Origin of the sequence: Terrabacter sp. Ter38 (assembly GCF_024519435.1) — a bacterium.
Classification (GTDB): domain Bacteria; phylum Actinomycetota; class Actinomycetes; order Actinomycetales; family Dermatophilaceae; genus Terrabacter.
Window position 1 is genome coordinate 76,209 of sequence record NZ_JALJRZ010000004.1, and the last position, 15,189, is coordinate 91,397.

At 71.9% G+C, this 15,189-nt stretch carries 14 protein-coding genes; 6 read left to right on the forward strand and 8 right to left on the reverse strand.

The window, feature by feature from the left end:
• Positions 1-130 precede the first annotated feature (130 nt).
• Positions 131-469 (reverse strand): YciI family protein, encoded by a 339-nt coding sequence (locus NR112_RS10140; RefSeq protein ID WP_256794002.1) that lies wholly within the window; start codon positions 467-469, stop codon positions 131-133.
• Between the two features lie 35 nt (positions 470-504).
• Positions 505-1,353: a formate dehydrogenase accessory sulfurtransferase FdhD gene (fdhD, locus tag NR112_RS10145; RefSeq protein ID WP_256794003.1), complete on the reverse strand. Its 849-nt coding sequence runs from the start codon at positions 1,351-1,353 to the stop codon at positions 505-507.
• A gap of 34 nt (positions 1,354-1,387) precedes the next feature.
• Here fdhD and NR112_RS10150 point away from each other — a divergent pair, with 34 nt between their 5' ends.
• Together NR112_RS10150 and NR112_RS10155 are read left to right on the forward strand one after the other, a co-directional pair.
• Complete coding sequence (locus tag NR112_RS10150) at positions 1,388-2,038, forward strand: molybdenum cofactor guanylyltransferase (RefSeq protein ID WP_256794004.1); 651 nt, start codon at positions 1,388-1,390, stop codon at positions 2,036-2,038.
• 247 nt (positions 2,039-2,285) lie between these two features.
• Positions 2,286-4,343 (forward strand): M4 family metallopeptidase, encoded by a 2,058-nt coding sequence (locus NR112_RS10155; RefSeq protein ID WP_256794005.1) that lies wholly within the window; start codon positions 2,286-2,288, stop codon positions 4,341-4,343.
• A gap of 131 nt (positions 4,344-4,474) precedes the next feature.
• Here the strand turns inward: NR112_RS10155 and NR112_RS10160 are convergent, their stop codons facing one another.
• Positions 4,475-5,101, reverse strand: coding sequence for a hypothetical protein (locus tag NR112_RS10160; protein WP_256794006.1), 627 nt, complete (start codon positions 5,099-5,101; stop codon positions 4,475-4,477).
• Between the two features lie 232 nt (positions 5,102-5,333).
• Here NR112_RS10160 and NR112_RS10165 point away from each other — a divergent pair, with 232 nt between their 5' ends.
• On the forward strand, positions 5,334-7,301 hold the full coding sequence (locus NR112_RS10165) for an N-acetylmuramoyl-L-alanine amidase (RefSeq protein WP_256794007.1): 1,968 nt from the start codon (positions 5,334-5,336) through the stop codon (positions 7,299-7,301).
• 137 nt (positions 7,302-7,438) lie between these two features.
• Here the strand turns inward: NR112_RS10165 and NR112_RS10170 are convergent, their stop codons facing one another.
• The 3 genes from NR112_RS10170 to NR112_RS10180 all read right to left on the reverse strand — a co-directional run bounded on the left by NR112_RS10170 (position 7,439) and on the right by NR112_RS10180 (position 11,157).
• The gene (locus NR112_RS10170) at positions 7,439-9,364 is read right to left on the reverse strand and encodes a penicillin-binding transpeptidase domain-containing protein (RefSeq protein ID WP_256794008.1); all 1,926 of its coding nucleotides are present in this window, start codon (positions 9,362-9,364) and stop codon (positions 7,439-7,441) included.
• A gap of 35 nt (positions 9,365-9,399) precedes the next feature.
• Positions 9,400-10,434 (reverse strand): hypothetical protein, encoded by a 1,035-nt coding sequence (locus NR112_RS10175; RefSeq protein ID WP_256794009.1) that lies wholly within the window; start codon positions 10,432-10,434, stop codon positions 9,400-9,402.
• 90 nt (positions 10,435-10,524) lie between these two features.
• Positions 10,525-11,157 carry an N-acetyltransferase gene (locus tag NR112_RS10180; RefSeq protein WP_256794010.1) on the reverse strand — a complete coding sequence of 211 codons (633 nt, stop codon included), beginning with the start codon at positions 11,155-11,157 and terminating at the stop codon, positions 10,525-10,527.
• Positions 11,158-11,280: 123 nt separating this feature from the next.
• Here NR112_RS10180 and NR112_RS10185 point away from each other — a divergent pair, with 123 nt between their 5' ends.
• The 3 genes from NR112_RS10185 to NR112_RS10195 all read left to right on the forward strand — a co-directional run bounded on the left by NR112_RS10185 (position 11,281) and on the right by NR112_RS10195 (position 14,158).
• On the forward strand, positions 11,281-12,393 hold the full coding sequence (locus NR112_RS10185) for an App1 family protein (RefSeq protein WP_256794012.1): 1,113 nt from the start codon (positions 11,281-11,283) through the stop codon (positions 12,391-12,393).
• 12 nt (positions 12,394-12,405) lie between these two features.
• Positions 12,406-13,266, forward strand: coding sequence for an Fpg/Nei family DNA glycosylase (locus NR112_RS10190; RefSeq protein WP_256794014.1), 861 nt, complete (start codon positions 12,406-12,408; stop codon positions 13,264-13,266).
• A gap of 64 nt (positions 13,267-13,330) precedes the next feature.
• Entirely contained in the window at positions 13,331-14,158 is an 828-nt protein-coding gene (locus NR112_RS10195) for a hypothetical protein (RefSeq protein ID WP_256794016.1), read from the forward strand.
• A 133-nt stretch (positions 14,159-14,291) separates the two neighbouring features.
• On the opposite strand, the gene NR112_RS10200 is transcribed toward NR112_RS10195, so the two are convergent.
• On the reverse strand, positions 14,292-14,750 hold the full coding sequence (locus tag NR112_RS10200) for a CD225/dispanin family protein (protein WP_256794018.1): 459 nt from the start codon (positions 14,748-14,750) through the stop codon (positions 14,292-14,294).
• Positions 14,751-14,858: 108 nt separating this feature from the next.
• Complete coding sequence (locus tag NR112_RS10205; protein ID WP_256794020.1) at positions 14,859-15,179, reverse strand: rhodanese-like domain-containing protein; 321 nt, start codon at positions 15,177-15,179, stop codon at positions 14,859-14,861.
• Positions 15,180-15,189: the final 10 nt, after the last annotated feature.

Below are 15,189 nucleotides of genomic sequence, written 5' to 3' on the forward strand. Positions count from 1 at the left end.
CGTCACCCGGCCCGGCCCATCAGCTCTGACCCACCCGGACCGCAACACACCGTGTAGGTCACAACGCACCGCGGTCCGATCCCGGTGTGTCGCGACCTGCACGGTGTGTTGCCGAGGGGCGTGCGGAGCGTCAGCCGGGGGAGTTGGTCGGGTCGGCCACCCACGGGCCGAGCGGCGGGTCCCACCGGCGCACGACGCGGCGCAGGATGTGCCCGCCGAGCCAGTAGGGGTCCTGGTCGAAGGTCTCCGTGACCGCCTCGAGGGATTCGCCGGAGCAGACGATGAGCGCCGCGTTGGCCGCCTCCTGGTCGGTCGGCTCACCCTCGCTCACCTCGTCGGTGCCGTCCTGGTACATCCCGGCGACGAGCAGCCCCGACTGCCCGCTCAGCCACTCGCGGTGCTCGGGCCGGATCGTCAGCATCTCGGTCGCGTCGTCGGGGTAGGTGTAGTGGATCGCGAAGATCGCCACGGGTGTGCCTCCGGTCGCTGGGGTGGTGAGGGTGGTCAGGTGGCCGTGATCCGGTGCGCGCCGGCATACACGTTGAGGCGGGTGCCACGCACGAAGCCGAGCAGGCTCATCCCGGCGTCCTCGGCGCACTCCACCGCCAGTGACGACGGCGCCGACACTGCTGCGAGGCAGGGGATCCCGGCCATGATCGCCTTCTGGGTCAGCTCGAACGACGCGCGACCGGACACGACGAGCACGCAGCCGACCCCGGGCACGCGGTTGCTCTGCAGCGCCCACCCGACGACCTTGTCGACCGCGTTGTGCCGGCCGACGTCCTCGCGGACGACGAGCAGCTCGCCGTCGGCGGTGAAGAGGCCGGCGGCGTGCAACCCGCCTGTCTTGTCGAACGACCGCTGCTCGGCGCGTAGGGCATCGGGCAGCTCGGCGATGATCCTGGCGGCGAACTCCGTCGTGTCGCCGCGCACGTCGAAGGCCGACTGCGCCCGCAGCTGCTCGATGCTGGCCTTGCCGCAGACGCCGCACGACGAGTTCGTGAAGAAGGCGCGCGTGACCGACGCGGCCGGGGCTGCCACGCCGGGCGCCAGCGTCACGTCGATGACGTTGTACGTGTTCTCGTCGAAGCCGCTCTCACCCGAGACGACCGCGCCCTCGCAGTACCGGGCCAGGGCGATGTCGTCGGCGGACCTGATGAGCCCCTCCGACATGAGGAAGCCGTGGACGAGCTCGATGTCGTGCCCCGGCGTGCGCATCGTCACCGTGAGCGGCGTGCCGTTGACCCGCAGCTCGAGGGGCTCCTCGACGGTGAGGGTGTCCGGGCGCGTCGTCGACGACGGGGTCGCGAGGTCGATCGTCGTGACCTTGCGCCTGACCGTGACCCGTCCCATGACCTCAGCCTGCCAGACTCCGTGCCAGACTCCGATGGTGCCGCCCCGCCCACCTGAAGCGCCCCCGGTCGTTATCGTCCTGACGGGCGGGGCCTCCCGGCGGATGGGCTCGCACAAACCCGTCCTCGACGTCGGCGGTCGCCCGCTTGTCGCGCGCGTCCTCGACGCTGCCGGCGACCGCCCGGCGCTCGTCGTCGGCCCCGGCCAGGGCGTCCCCGACGGCGTACGCGTCGTGTGGGAGCGCGTCCCGGGCGGCGGTCCGGTGTCCGGCGTGTCCACCGCCGTCGACTCCCTTGCCACCGATGCCGCCACGAGCGCCACGCCGCTGCCGTATGCCGTCGTGCTGCTGGCCGCGGACCTGCCCTTCGTCACCTCCGCCCACGTCGACCGGCTCCTCGAGGCGCTGGGGTCGGCTGACCTCGCCGTGACGGTCGACCGGGAAGGACGCACCAACTGGCTCTGCTCGGCTTGGCGCCTCGCCGCCCTGCAGGGGCGTCTCGACGAGCTCGGGGACCCCTACGGCCGGAGCATGCGCGACCTCGCCGACGGCATGCGCACGCAGACGGTGGACGACCCCTCCGACGTGGCGCTGGACGTCGACACACCGGCCGACCTGGCGCGTGCGCGCGACCGTGCGCGCGGCCGTGCGCGCGGCCGCGCGGAGCACCGACCGAGCGCCGACTGAAGGCCGACGGAGGCCCCTCGACGGGCGACTCTGGGAGATCGCCCAAGTCGGGCCCTGCGGCGAATCGCCCTGCGGCCAAGTGCTACTCCGGACTTCGGAGGCATTTGGCAAAGACTTGGTAAGCCCCGTTGACCCGTGTTCTGGGCTGCTGCCAACGTCACGCTCGTTCCGGCCCGATCTCACGTCGTGAGATGAGCGGAACTCCCTCCAGGCGGCCCACGAGCCGCATCTCGACAAGGAGCAACCAGTGAATCGACTGAAGTCTGGGCTGGCGACCGGAGGGCTGCTCGCGCTCGCCCTCGCCATCTCGCCGGCGATCCCGGCGGGCGCAGCAGCCGGTGCAGGACGCGACAAGGCGCCTGCCCCCGAGTCGCAGAGCCTCAAGGCGACCGAGCAGTCCCGGGCAGCATCGTCCGCGAGCGCCCTCGGCCTCGCCTCGGGCGAGAAGCTCACCGTCAAGTCCGTCATCCAGGACGCCAACGGCGCGACGCACGTCCGCTACGAGCGGACCCTCGACGGCCTGCGCGTCATCGGCGGCGACTTCGTCAGCCACAAGGACTCCTCGGGTGCCGTCAAGAGCGTCACGTGGAACTACCGCAAGAACGTCACCCCCGCGACGATGACCCCGAGCGTCTCCAAGAGCGAGGCGCACCAGGCCGGTCTCGCCGCGTCGAAGGCCGACAAGGAGACCGCCACCCCCGGTGAGCTCGTCGTCTTCCAGTCGGCCGCCGGTCCCAAGCTCGCCTACGAGGTCATCACCGAGGGCATCAAGGCCGACCAGACCCCGACCCGTCTGCACACGATCGTCGACGCCACCACGGGCAAGACCCTGACGAGCTGGGACGACGTCAAGCAGGGCACCGGCAACGGCATCTTCGTCGGCTCCGTCACGCTGGCCACGACCGCCGGAACGACGTACACGATGAAGGACACGCACGGGAACTACACGACCGACCTCAACCAGGCCACGAGCGGCAACGGCACGACGTTCACCGACGCCGACGACGTCTGGGGCACCGGCTCGCAGAGCAACCGCCAGTCGGCGGCCGTCGACGCGCACTACGGCGCCGGCAAGACGTACGACTACTACAACACCCAGCTCGGCCGCGCCGGCATCTGGAACAACGGCACCGGTGCGCGCAGCCGCGTCCACTACGGCCAGAACTACGTCAACGCCTTCTGGGACGGCACGCAGATGACGTACGGCGACGGCGCGGGCAACGCGGCCCCGCTCGTCGAGCTCGACGTCGCCGGCCACGAGATGAGCCACGGCGTCACCGAGAACACCGCGGGCCTGGCCTACACCGGCGACGCGGGCGGCCTCAACGAGGCGACGTCGGACATCTTCGGCACGGGTGTCGAGTGGTACACGAACAACCCCAGCGACACCCCCGACTACCTCATCGGCGAAGAGATCAACATCAACGGCAACGGCACGCCGCTGCGCTACATGGACAAGCCGAGCAAGGACGGCGGTTCGAAGGACTGCTGGAGCAGCTCCCTCGGCGGCCTCGACCCGCACTACTCGTCCGGCCCGCTCAACCACTGGTACTACCTGGCCTCCGAGGGTTCGGGTGCCAAGACGATCAACGGCGTCAGCTACAACAGCCCGACGTGCAACGCCTCGACGGTGACCGGTATCGGCCACCTCAAGGTCGAGAAGATCTGGTACCGCACGCTGTCGACGTACCTCACCTCGAGCAGCAACTACGCGGCGGCCCGCACCGGCGTCATCAAGGCGGCCAAGGACCTCTACGGCGTCGGATCGGCCGAGTGCACCGCAGTCGACAAGGCCATGGGCGCCATCTCGGCCCCCGCCAGCACCGAGACCTGCGGCACCGGCGGCGGCGGTGGCGGCGGTGCTGCCCTGACCAACGGCGGCTTCGAGTCCGGGCAGACCGGCTGGACGGGCACGACGGGCCCGATCACGAACAACACGGGCCGCCCGGCCCACGGCGGTTCGTACAAGCTGTGGCTCGGCGGCAACGGCACGGCCGGCTCCGAGAATGAGTCGCAGACGTTCGCCGTCCCGTCCACGGCCACCGCTCCGGCGCTGACCTACTGGATCCGCATCGACACGGCCGAGACCACGACGACGACCGCCTACGACACGGCCACCGTCCAGATCAACGGCGTCACCAAGCAGAGCTACTCCAACCTGTCCACGCCGAAGGCCTCCTACGTCCAGAAGACGATCGACCTCACGGCCTTCAAGGGCACGAACGTCACGCTGAAGTTCGCCGACACCGAGGACTCCTCGCTCCAGACGAGCTTCGTCATCGACGACGTCGCGACGAACTTCTGACGGATCGAGCGCGCCGGGCCGCGTGAGCTGCCCTGCAGGACACGCACCACCAGAGGTCGGTATGCCGCCGGGTCAGCGCCGCGGCATACCGACCTCGTGCGTTCGGGGGAGACTCCTGCCCGCGCGGACGCTCAGGAGGCGGGCGCGGTGGCCGCCGCGCCCGGCGCAGCGGCGGTCGGGGTCGTGCAGCGGGTGGTCGCGGGCACCGAGAGGGTGACGTCGCTGACGAGGATGCCGACGAGGCCGGAGATCTCGCCGAGCGACGGGTCGCTCAGGTCGACCGCCCGAGCCTGGTGGTCGGTGACCGAGATCGTGATCGGGTCGCTCTCGGGCACGGCGTCGGGGTCGAGCGCCGTGGAGCCGTCGGTCAGCGGCGGGGCCGTCGATGAGCCGAGGCGGAGCGTCGCGAGGAGGGTGACGAGCTGGCGCTGCTGCGGGACGCTGAGCGTGCACACGCGGCCGTGGACCGAACGCGTCTCGACGCGGACCCGGCCGTTGGCCTCGAGCACGATCTGGTCGTCGAAGCCGGCGATGCCCCCGGTGCGACGCAAGGTCAGCGGGAACGTGGGGCCGTACGACGACCCGAGCGCGTCGTCACCGGCGGCGCCGAAGCGCAGCGCCGTGGTCGTGGACGATGTGGGCGCCGGGGCCGCCGAGGTCACCGCACCCGTCGATCCGTCCTCGGGCGTGGTGGAACCGCAGCCCCCGACGAAGAGTGCTGCGACGGCCATCCCCACACACAGGCCTGCGCGCCCCATGACGTCCATGGTGGCCCCTCGCGGCGGGCGATGCACGCCCGACGCGGTGGAATCGGGACAACGCTTGGGTGACGGTTTCAAGTGGCGGGCCTCGGGGTGCGCGGTAATGCTCGGTGTCAGAGGTGTGTGTCGGGCTCGGGGCCGGACCCACCCCTTCGCAGGGAGGCGGCACCGACGGATCCACGTCGGCGTCAGCGTCCTGCTCTCACCAGGACAGGAAAGGGACGATCGCGTGATACCCAGCTCCACGCCACACCGAACTCCGGGAAGCCGCAGGGCGCGGCGGTCCGTCGCAGCGCTCGGCGCCGTCGCGGCCGTCGCGGCCGGTCTGGCCCTGACGAGCCCGGCCGCGCAGGCCGCGGACCCGTCGGCCTCGGCCTCCGGCACCGACCCTGCCAGCCGGGAGCGGGCCTTCGCGGCGGCCTCGACGGAGTACGGCGTGCCGCGCTCGGTCCTCGAGGCCGTGTCGTACGCCCAGACCCGCTGGGACTTCAACCCCGGGCACAGCACGTCCGGTGGCTACGGTCCCATGCACCTCGTCGACGCCGATCTCGGCACCCGCGCCGACGCGAAGGGCCTCGGGGAGCCGTCCGCTCCGGAGGCCGCACCCGTGGCCGACACGCTCGGCCGCGCCGCGAAGCTGACCGGCCTCGCCGAGGACGCCCTGCGCACCGACGAGGTCGCCAACATCCGCGGCGGCGCCGCGCTGCTTGCCGCCACCCAGAAGCGACTGGGGCTGCCGGCTGGTCAGGACACCGACGCCGGTGAGTGGTACGCCGCTGTGGCGGACGCCTCCAGCTCCGCCGAGGAGGACGTCGCATCGGCGTTCGCGGACGACACGTACTCCGTCATCCGGTCCGGCGCCTCACGACGGACCATTGACGGCAAGGACGTCTCCCTCGTGCCCTCCGACGTCAAGCCCGACAAGGGGCTCGTCGGCAAGCTGGGCCTGCTGAAGAAGCAGAGCAACGGTCCCGTGGACTGTCCGCCCGGTCTTGACTGCGAGTGGGTGCCGGCGCCCTACGCCAAGACCGGGCCCGGCGCCGGTGACTACGGCAACCACGACCTCGCCAACCGCCCGGCGGCGCCGAAGATCACCAACATCGTCATCCACAACACCGAGGCGACCTACGACACGACGCTCAAGCTGGCGAGCGATCCGACCTACCTCGCGTGGAACTACACGCTGCGCTCGTCGGACGGCCACGTCGCCCAGCACCTCGACCCGAAGGACGTCGGCTGGCACGCCGGCAACTGGTACGTCAACGGCCACTCGATCGGCCTCGAGCACGAGGGCTTCGCGGCCACGGGCGCCCAGTGGTTCAGCGAGCCGATGTACCGCTCGTCGGCACGGCTCGTGCGCTACCTGGCTCACGAGTACGACATCCCGCTCGACATGCAGCACGTCTTCGGCCATGACCAGGTCCCGGGTGTCACGCCCGCCAACGTGGCCGGCATGCACTGGGACCCGGGCCCCTACTGGAACTGGGAGCACTACTTCCAGCTCCTCGGTGCGCCGCTGCAGTCGCACACCTCCGGTCACGCCAAGGACCTCGTCCGCATCCTGCCCGGCTTCGAGGACAACCGGCAGACCGTGACGTACTGCGACGACAAGGTCGCCGACAGCTGTGGCTCGCAGCCGACGAACTTCGTCTACCTGCACACCGCCCCGTCGGAGTCGGCTCCGCTGGTCAACGACATCGGCCGCAAGGCCAACGGTGCGCCCTCGACGACCTCCGTCTCCGACATAGGCGCGCGCGCCCAGACCGGTCTGACCTTCGCGGTCGCCGAGCGCAGCCGTGACTGGACGGCGATCTGGTTCAACGGCGTCAAGGGCTGGTTCCTGAACCCGGCGTCCGACCCGACGGCCGTCCCGGTCAAGGGTTCCTACGTCGTGCCCAAGGCCGGTCTGGCCAAGGCCCCGGTCTACGGGCGGGCCTACCCGGAGGCGTCGGCCTACCCGGCGGGCATCCCGGTCCAGGCGCTCGCGCCGCTGCAGTACTCCTTCGCCGCGGGACAGCGGTATGCCGTCAGTGACCTCACGGTCCCGACCGACTACTACCGGGCGACGACGTTCTCGCCCGACACCCCGAACGACCACGTCGACGTCGTCGGTCAGGACCGCTACTACCAGATCTCGCTCGGCCACCGCTTCGCCTACGTGCGCGCGGCCGACGTGGACGTCGTCACGGCCCGGTAGCCCGGCTCACCCCCCAACCGTCGAGAGGCCACGTTCCGCCGCCTCACCGATGTCGAAAGGCCACTTCTCGTCATGAGAAGTGGCCTTTCGACGACCCACGGTGGGCAGGACGTGGCCTCTCGACGGTGGAAGGGAGGTCAGCGGAGGTCGTATGCCTTGAGGAAGCTGACGATGAAGGGCGCGGCACCCGTCACGCCGTTGTCGCCGACCTCGTTGTAGGCCGCGATCGCGATGTCCCCGCGGCCGGCGACCATCCACACGTGGGTGTCGGGCGGGCTCTTCGTGCCGAACTCGGCGGTGCCGGTCTTGGCGTACTCCACCCCGAGCGGCTTGAGCACGGTGCCGGACCCCTCGGCGACGACGTCGCGCATCTCCTGGCGCAGCACGCCCGCCTCGGTGGGGTCGAGGAGCGTCGCGGGCTTGGGCAGGGCGGGGGCGCCCGCCACGAGCTGCGGTCGCACCGTCTGGCCCTTCATGACCGACGCGACGACGATCGCCATCGTCAGCGGCGACGCCTCGACGCGGCCCTGCCCGATGAACGACGCCGCGTGCTCGACGACGTCGTCGGTCGTCGGCACCGACCCGAGGAAGCCGGTGAAGGGCAGGTCGAGCTTCTCGCCCATGCCGAGCGACTGGGCGGCCGAGACGAGGTCGTCCTGGCTCACCTTCTCGTGCTGGCTGATGAAGGCCGTGTTGCACGAGTACGCGAGGGCGGTCCGCATCGGGATGTCGCCCAGCTTGTCCTTGGGGTAGGTCGTGTAGTTGCTGAACCGGCGACCGTTGACGGTGAGCGTCTCGGTGCACGGCAGCAACGCGTCGGCCGTGGCGCCCTTGCGCACGTTGGCGAGCGAGCTGACGATCTTGAACGTCGAACCCGGCGCCTCCTTGCCGGCAAGGGCGAGGGTCGTGCCGGCGGCGGCAGGCCCGACGGCCGCGGCGAGCACCTCGCCGGTCGACACGCGGACGGCGACGAGCGCGGTCGGGTGCTTCGTCTGCTTGGCCAGGGCCGCCTCGGCCGCGGACTGGGCCTTGGCGTCGAGGGTGATCGTCAGCGGCTCGCCCTCGGTCGACTGCTCGGCGAAGAGCTCGCGCTTGTCGAGGGCACTGCCGTCGGCGCCGCGCTTGACGGCGTGGACCGCCAGGCCGGGCGTGCCCCGCAGCCGGGCGTCGTAGCGGTACTGGAGGCCGTTCTTGCCGACGGTGTCGCCGGCCTCGAGGGTGTCCTTCGAGGCCTTGATCTGCTCGGCCGTGGCCTCGCCGACCGTGCCGAGGATCGGGGCGGCCCAGGTGCGGCTCGGGCCGAGCACCTGCAGGGCAGGCACGGTGAGTGCACCCTTGACCTTCTCGATCGCGGCGCCCCGCTCCTCGATGATCGGGTCGGTGGCCCGCAGGGTGACGCCCTCGACGAAGGCCTTGGAGCCGGCTGCCTCGACCTTCGCCGCGAAGCGGGCGGGGTCGATCTCGATGAGCGCGGCGAGCTTCTTCGCTGCCGACGTCGCCTCGGTGCCCGACACCTTCGTCTTGTCGATGCCGACGGCGGCGACCTCGCGCTCCGTCATGATCTTGCCGCCCGAGGAGTCGACGATGTCGGCCCGTCGAGGCCACTTGCGGGCGAGGTCGAGGGTCTCGTCGGAGGTGAGCTGGGGCGCGACGACGCCGGGCGTCCACGCCACGCGCCACTGGTCGTCGACGAGACTCAGGTCGACCTGCGTCTCGTAGGTCCAGTCGGTCGGGGACGCCGAGACGTCCCAGCGGCTGAAGAGCGTGGCCGTGGCGTGGTCGGAGCCCTCGGTGTGGCTCATCTCGCTGAGGGACACCTGCGGCCGCAGCGTGCCGAGGTCCTTGTAGGCGGCCTTGACGAAGGCGGTCGCCTGGGCGGCCGTCGTGTTCTTGAACGTGACGGCGCCGAGGTCACCGCTCGCCAGCCCCGAGGCGAGGGCACGTGCCGTCTCGTCGGGCTTCGGCGGCGAGTCGAAGAGGGAGCAGCCGGCGCCGAGCGTGCCGACGAGCACCCCCGAGAGCGAGACGGCGACGAGAGTCCTGGCACGAGATCCCCTGAGCATGGCTCCACGGTACGTGCCCGGCTGTGGGCGCCGTGTCATGAGGTCGTGGCGCCGGCGTGACGGTCGTGTGCGGGGACGGGCGTGTGCCGGGCGGCCGGGCGAGGTCCCGTGCCTCCGCTCCCGCGGGTGGGGGTACGCGGACGCCGCCACAGCACGAGTGACCCGACCAGGCCGACGACCACCGCGATGAGATGCACGGCCCAGGCCTGGTTGGCGGGCGACAGGGCGGCGAGGAAGACGTCGCGGCTCGCCTCGACGTGGTCGCGCAGCCCGTCGGGCAGTCCCGAGCGCGGCCTCAGGTAGGACGCGAGGTAGGACAAGGCGGTCTGGCCGGCGCCGCAGACGGAGAGCAGGACGAGCACCGCGAGCCACGCGAGGAGGCGCCGGGCCGGTCGCAGTCCCAGGGCGGCCAGGGCGAGACCCGCGGCCACCCCCACGACGACGGAGCTCCACTGCAGCAGACCCAGCGACCGCTGGAGGCCGAGCAGCGCGACGACGACGGCGCTGACCCAGCTGCCCAGGGCCACGGCGAGCGGGGCGGCCGCGAGGGCGCGCAGCACCGGCCCGCCTAGCGCGACGGTCAGGCCGAGCGCGAGACCGAGGACCGTGCCGAGGACGGCGACCGCGAGGACGCCGAGGAGGACGCGGTCGTCGCGGTCGAAGTCGCTGCCGAGCTGGCGGGTGGCGCCTGCGGACTGGGCGATCGTGTAGGCGCCGGACGTCAGGGCTCCGAGGGTGGCGAGCACGGCCAGTGGGAGCCGTCGGCCGCCGCGGGGACGCACCCAGAGCGTGGCGAGGGCCGCGAGCCCGCCGCCGACGAGCGTGATCGTCAGGAGCAGCCCGAGCCGCGCCGTCGTGAACGGCAGGAGCCTGATGTAGCCGTCGGCCGCCGAGCCGGTGGCGACGTCGTAGGGCCAGTTGCGTGGCGACCGCGCGCCGAGCCCGTCGAGGACCCAGGGCAGAGCGCCGCCGACCCACCAGGCCGCCGCGGCGAGGGGGAGGACCGGCCACAGGTGGGCGCGCGCAGGCCGACGGTGTGCCTCACTGCCCACGCCGACGCCGGTGTCCACGCGCAGATCCGATCATGACTGACCCACATCCGCCAATCGTCGGCGCGCTCGTGCGCCGCCGGCGGGCGGCGCTCCGGGTCAGCCTTCCGGTCAGCGCTCGGGGCGCCAGAGCTGCACGGACGCCACGGGCTCGAAGCCGGCCGCGAGGAACGCGCGCAGGGCACGGGCGTTGCCGGGTGCGCAGGCCGCGACGACGACGTCACCCTCGTCGATGAGCGTCAGCGCGTCGCGCACGACGTCGGTCCCGACGTGGTCCTTGGACGAATCGGTCTCGAGGCCCACCTCGGGGAGTCCGCCGAGCCCGGTCGAGAGGGTCACGAGCGTGTGGTCGTCGGGGGCGGCATACCCGAAGGTCCTGACGTCGCTGCGCACGGAGGTCGCGTGCTCGGCGCGAGGGTGGTTGCGCAGGTCGCTGCGCGGCACGAGCGCGGGCTCGCCGCCGGCGCCCCGGGCCACGAGGATGATGTCGAGGGCGTCGATCCAGCCGGTGCCGGCCAGACGCGAGACGAGGCGCGGGTTGCTCGCGCCGCCGAAGCCGTCAGGGCTCAGGGAGTCCAGGGTGCCGTCGGAGACGTCGTCCTCGACGGCGAGGTAGGCGTGCCCGGTGAAGGCGACGACGCCCTCGACGCCGGGGCGCCACGGCTCGACGCGCTGCCACGCGCCGTCGACGGTGGGGAAGTCGCCGCCTGCGGCCTTGCTCAGGACTTCGGCAATGGGGTGCACGGCGTCCATCAAACCCGCCGCCTCGACCCGGCGCCCGCCGGGGTCCACCTGTTGGCACCCTCCCGCTGCCCTCCCGGCCCGCTCCTCTGCTCACCCGACACCCCTGCCGGGTAGGTTGTGGCCATGTCCCGACCGCACGCGGCCGCCATCGTGGAGGACGCCGTCCACGAGCAGGTCGAGCGCGTGCTCCGCAGCCGAGGCTGGGGCAACCGGGTCATCACCCACGTCGGCTACGGCTCGTCCTCCTTCGTCCGTGTCTATGCGCGGATCCTCCTCGGACGCAAGGGCCGCGAGGACGTCGAGGGTCCGGAGGCCAGGCAGGACGCGACCGGTGCACTCAGCCCGGCCCGCTACGACCGGGGTTGGCGCGCCTTCATCACCTCGCCCGCGACGGGCGTCCCGGTCAAGGTCACCGCCGGTGACCGTGAGGTCTACGGCCGTTCCGACCGCGGCGGACACGTCGACATCGTCGCCCGCGACCACGGTCTCGCCCCGGGCTGGCAGCAGGTGGTCGTCGAGGTGCAGGGCACCGACCCCGTCGCGGCCGACGTCTTCATCGTCGCCGACGGCGTCACGCACGGCATCGTCAGCGACATCGACGACACCGTCATCACGACGATGCTGCCCCGCCCGATGATCGCGGCGTTCAACACGTTCGTGCGCAGGGGCAAGGCGCGTCACGCGGTGGCGGGCATGGCACCGATGTACCGCCGCATCCTCTCGGCGCACCCGGGTGCACCCATCGTCTACGTCTCGACCGGTGCGTGGAACGTCGCCGCCACCCTCAACCGCTTCCTCGTCGAGAACGGCTTCCCGCTCGGCCCGCTCATGCTGACCGACTGGGGGCCCACCAACACCGGGTGGTTCCGCAGCGGGCAGGCGCACAAGCGCACCTGCCTCGACCGCCTCGCCCGCGACTTCCCCGAGATCACGTGGCTGCTCGTCGGCGACGACGGCCAGCACGACCCCCAGATCTACGCCGACTTCGCCGAGGCGCGCCCCGACCGCGTCGACGCCATCTGCATCCGGCACCTCTCGCCGACCGAGCAGGTCCTGTCCAACCCGATGAAGATCGACTCGCCGATCCGTCCGTGGGCGTCGCGGTCCGTCCCGACCTTCTCGGCGGCCGACGGGCACGGGATGCTCCGCGTCCTCGAGGGTGCCGGCAAGGTCGGTGAGGTCGTCGCCGCCGACGAGCAGCCCTCGCGTCCGGGCCGTTCCGTCGGCTCCGGGTGACAGACTGGGGCCATGCCTGAGCTGCCGGAGGTGCAGGCGCTCGTCGACTTCCTCGCCGAGCGGACGGACGGCCTTGCCGTCACGAAGGTCGAGCTCGCCTCGTTCAGCGTGCTCAAGACGTTCAACCCGCCACCGCAGGCGCTCGAGGGCGCACCCATCGACGGCGTCCACCGTCACGGCAAGTTCCTCGACATCGACGCCGACGGCACCCATCTCGTCTTCCACCTCGCGCGGGCCGGCTGGCTGCGCTGGTCCGACCAGCTGCCGATGACCGTGCTGCGGCCGGGCAAGTCGCCGATCGCGCTGCGGGTGCGGTTGTCCGACGGCTCCGGTTTCGACCTGACCGAAGCCGGCACGAAGAAGTCCCTCGCGGCCTACATCGTGACCGACCCAGCCCAGGTCCCCGGCATCGCGCGCCTCGGTCCCGACCCGATGGCCGACGACTTCACGCTGGAGACGTTCCGCTCGATGCTCGAGGGCCGCCGCACGCAGATCAAGGGGCTGCTGCGCGACCAGGAGTTCATCGCCGGCGTCGGCAACGCCTACTCCGACGAGATCCTCCACGTCGCCAAGATCAGCCCGTTCGCCATCGCGGGCACGCTCGCCCCCGAGGTGGTCGACCGGTTGTATGCCGCCCTGCGCGACACGCTGAAGAGCGCGGTCACGACGGCGTCGGGCAAGCCGGCCAAGGAGCTCAAGGACGCGAAGCGCGCGGGCATGCGGGTCCACGCGCGTACCGGCGAGCTGTGCCCGGAGTGCGGCGACGTCGTCCGCGAGGTGTCGTTCGCCGACACGTCCCTGCAGTACTGCGCCACCTGCCAGACCGGTGGCAAGCCGCTCGCCGACCGGCGGATGTCCAAGCTGCTCAAGTGAGCACGTCCCCCGGGCCCCGACGGACGGGGCGCGGATTCGTCCGGAATGCAACGCTTCCGGTCTCGTGGTTGTCTTCATCGTCATGAAGCCGTTGACCCACCACCTCCCGCGCGGTCCCTTCCACCCGGTTCGTCCCGGTCGGGCGCTCGTCGCGCTCGCCCTCGGATCCGTGCTCGTCACGAGTGCCTGCGGCCAGGCGACGCCGTCCCCCGGGGCCGCCACGCCGGCCGGCGGCGACGGCTCGTCGACGCCGGCGAGCGGGGCGGTCGACACCGACACCGACACCGGCGTGGGTGCGGGCGGCGAGACGGTGACGCCCGGCGGCGTGCACCTCGAGGCCACGATGGCCCCGGGCGGCCCCGAGGTAGGTGCGACGGGCGCAACGGGTGCCGGCATCGCGGCGAGCCCCGGCCTCGTCGTCGACTACACGCTGACCAACACCGGCACGAAGCCCGTCCTCGCCTACGACGTCGTCCCCGCCGACCTCGGCAGCGCGACCCTGCCCGCGGACGTCGACGCCAAGCACGCGTGGGTCTACGAGGAGTCCGGCGTCCTCCGCCTCAGCAAGCAGGGTTTCGCTCCCGGCCCGAACGTCCGCTTCGCGGCCGCGCCCGTCATGGGCGGCCACACGATCGCCCCCGGTGCCAGCATCACCGGGAAGGCGTATGCCGTGTCGCCCCCGACGCTCGACGTGCCGAGTGAGTCGTTCGAGGCCCCGCGCGCCACGGTCGACCCGGGGCTCGAGCAGTGGCAGTTCTGCGTCCAGGTCGACGACCGCACGGCGCAGGCCCGTCCGTCCGCAGTCGGAGGTGGTGTGGTCGAGGCCCCGTCGACGGCCCCCCAGGGCGACGAGCTCGTCTGCACCCCACCGTCGACGATCCCGGTCGCCTGACGCGCCCGGCTCGGGCGTGCGCGTCGGCCCGGGTCACGCGGTCGTCGAGGAAGGCGAGCCCGCCGAGACGGCAGCGCGGTCGAGCGCGTCCGGGTCGTCGTGGCCCAGGGGGCCGTGGTCCGCCAGGACTGACCTACAGGGAGCCGACCACGTGCCCGACCGAGGAGCACGCGAAGAGCAGCATCGAGGCGCCGGGCGAGACGGCAGCGGCGAGCAGGCACCACGTCTTGACCGACCGTGAGGCGGCCCGGGCTCCTTCCCAGTCGCCGAGCGCCCACTTCGAGTTGACCTGGGTTGACTTGACGATCGCGACGATCCCGAACGGCACGAAGCAGAAGAGGGTGCACACGATCGCCCAGCCGAGGCGGGTCGGCGGTGGCGGTGCCTGGCCACGTCGCGGGCCGACCCACCCGGCGATGGGGGTGGCGGCATACGGCAGCGGGTCGACCCGGCCTGCGGGCGGCGGCAGCGGGACGGGCGGCGGCATCACCGGAGCGCTCGGCGGCGTCGAGGTGGTGGCACCCGGCGACTCGAGGTCGGGCAGCCACTGCGACCAGGTGTCCTGCGTGGGATCGGGTCGACGGTCGTCCATGGTCCGGGTGCTCCTGGCTCGGCGGGTCGGTCCCTGTGAGACCCGTCAGGAGCGACAGCGTTCCATGGAGAAGACGCGTGCGGGTGTGAACCGGACGAATCCCCCGAGTCAGATGATGGTCGGGTCGCCGTCCGCGCTGAGCTGCTTGCCGGCGCGCTCCCACTCGAGCATGCCGCCCTCGACGTTGGCGACGTCGTAGCCCTGGTGCACGAGCCACTGGACGGCACGCGCCGAGCGGCCGCCCATGCGGCACACGACCGCGACGGTGGCGTCGGTGTCGGGCAGCTCGTCGATGCGTGCCGGCAGCTCGCCGAGGGGGATGTGGATGGCGTTGGGAGCGTGGCCCGCAGCCCACTCGTCGGCCTCGCGGACGTCGACGAGGACGGCGTCGTCGGGCAGCTCGGACACGGTCGTCGTGGGGATGCTCATGCCTTCATCG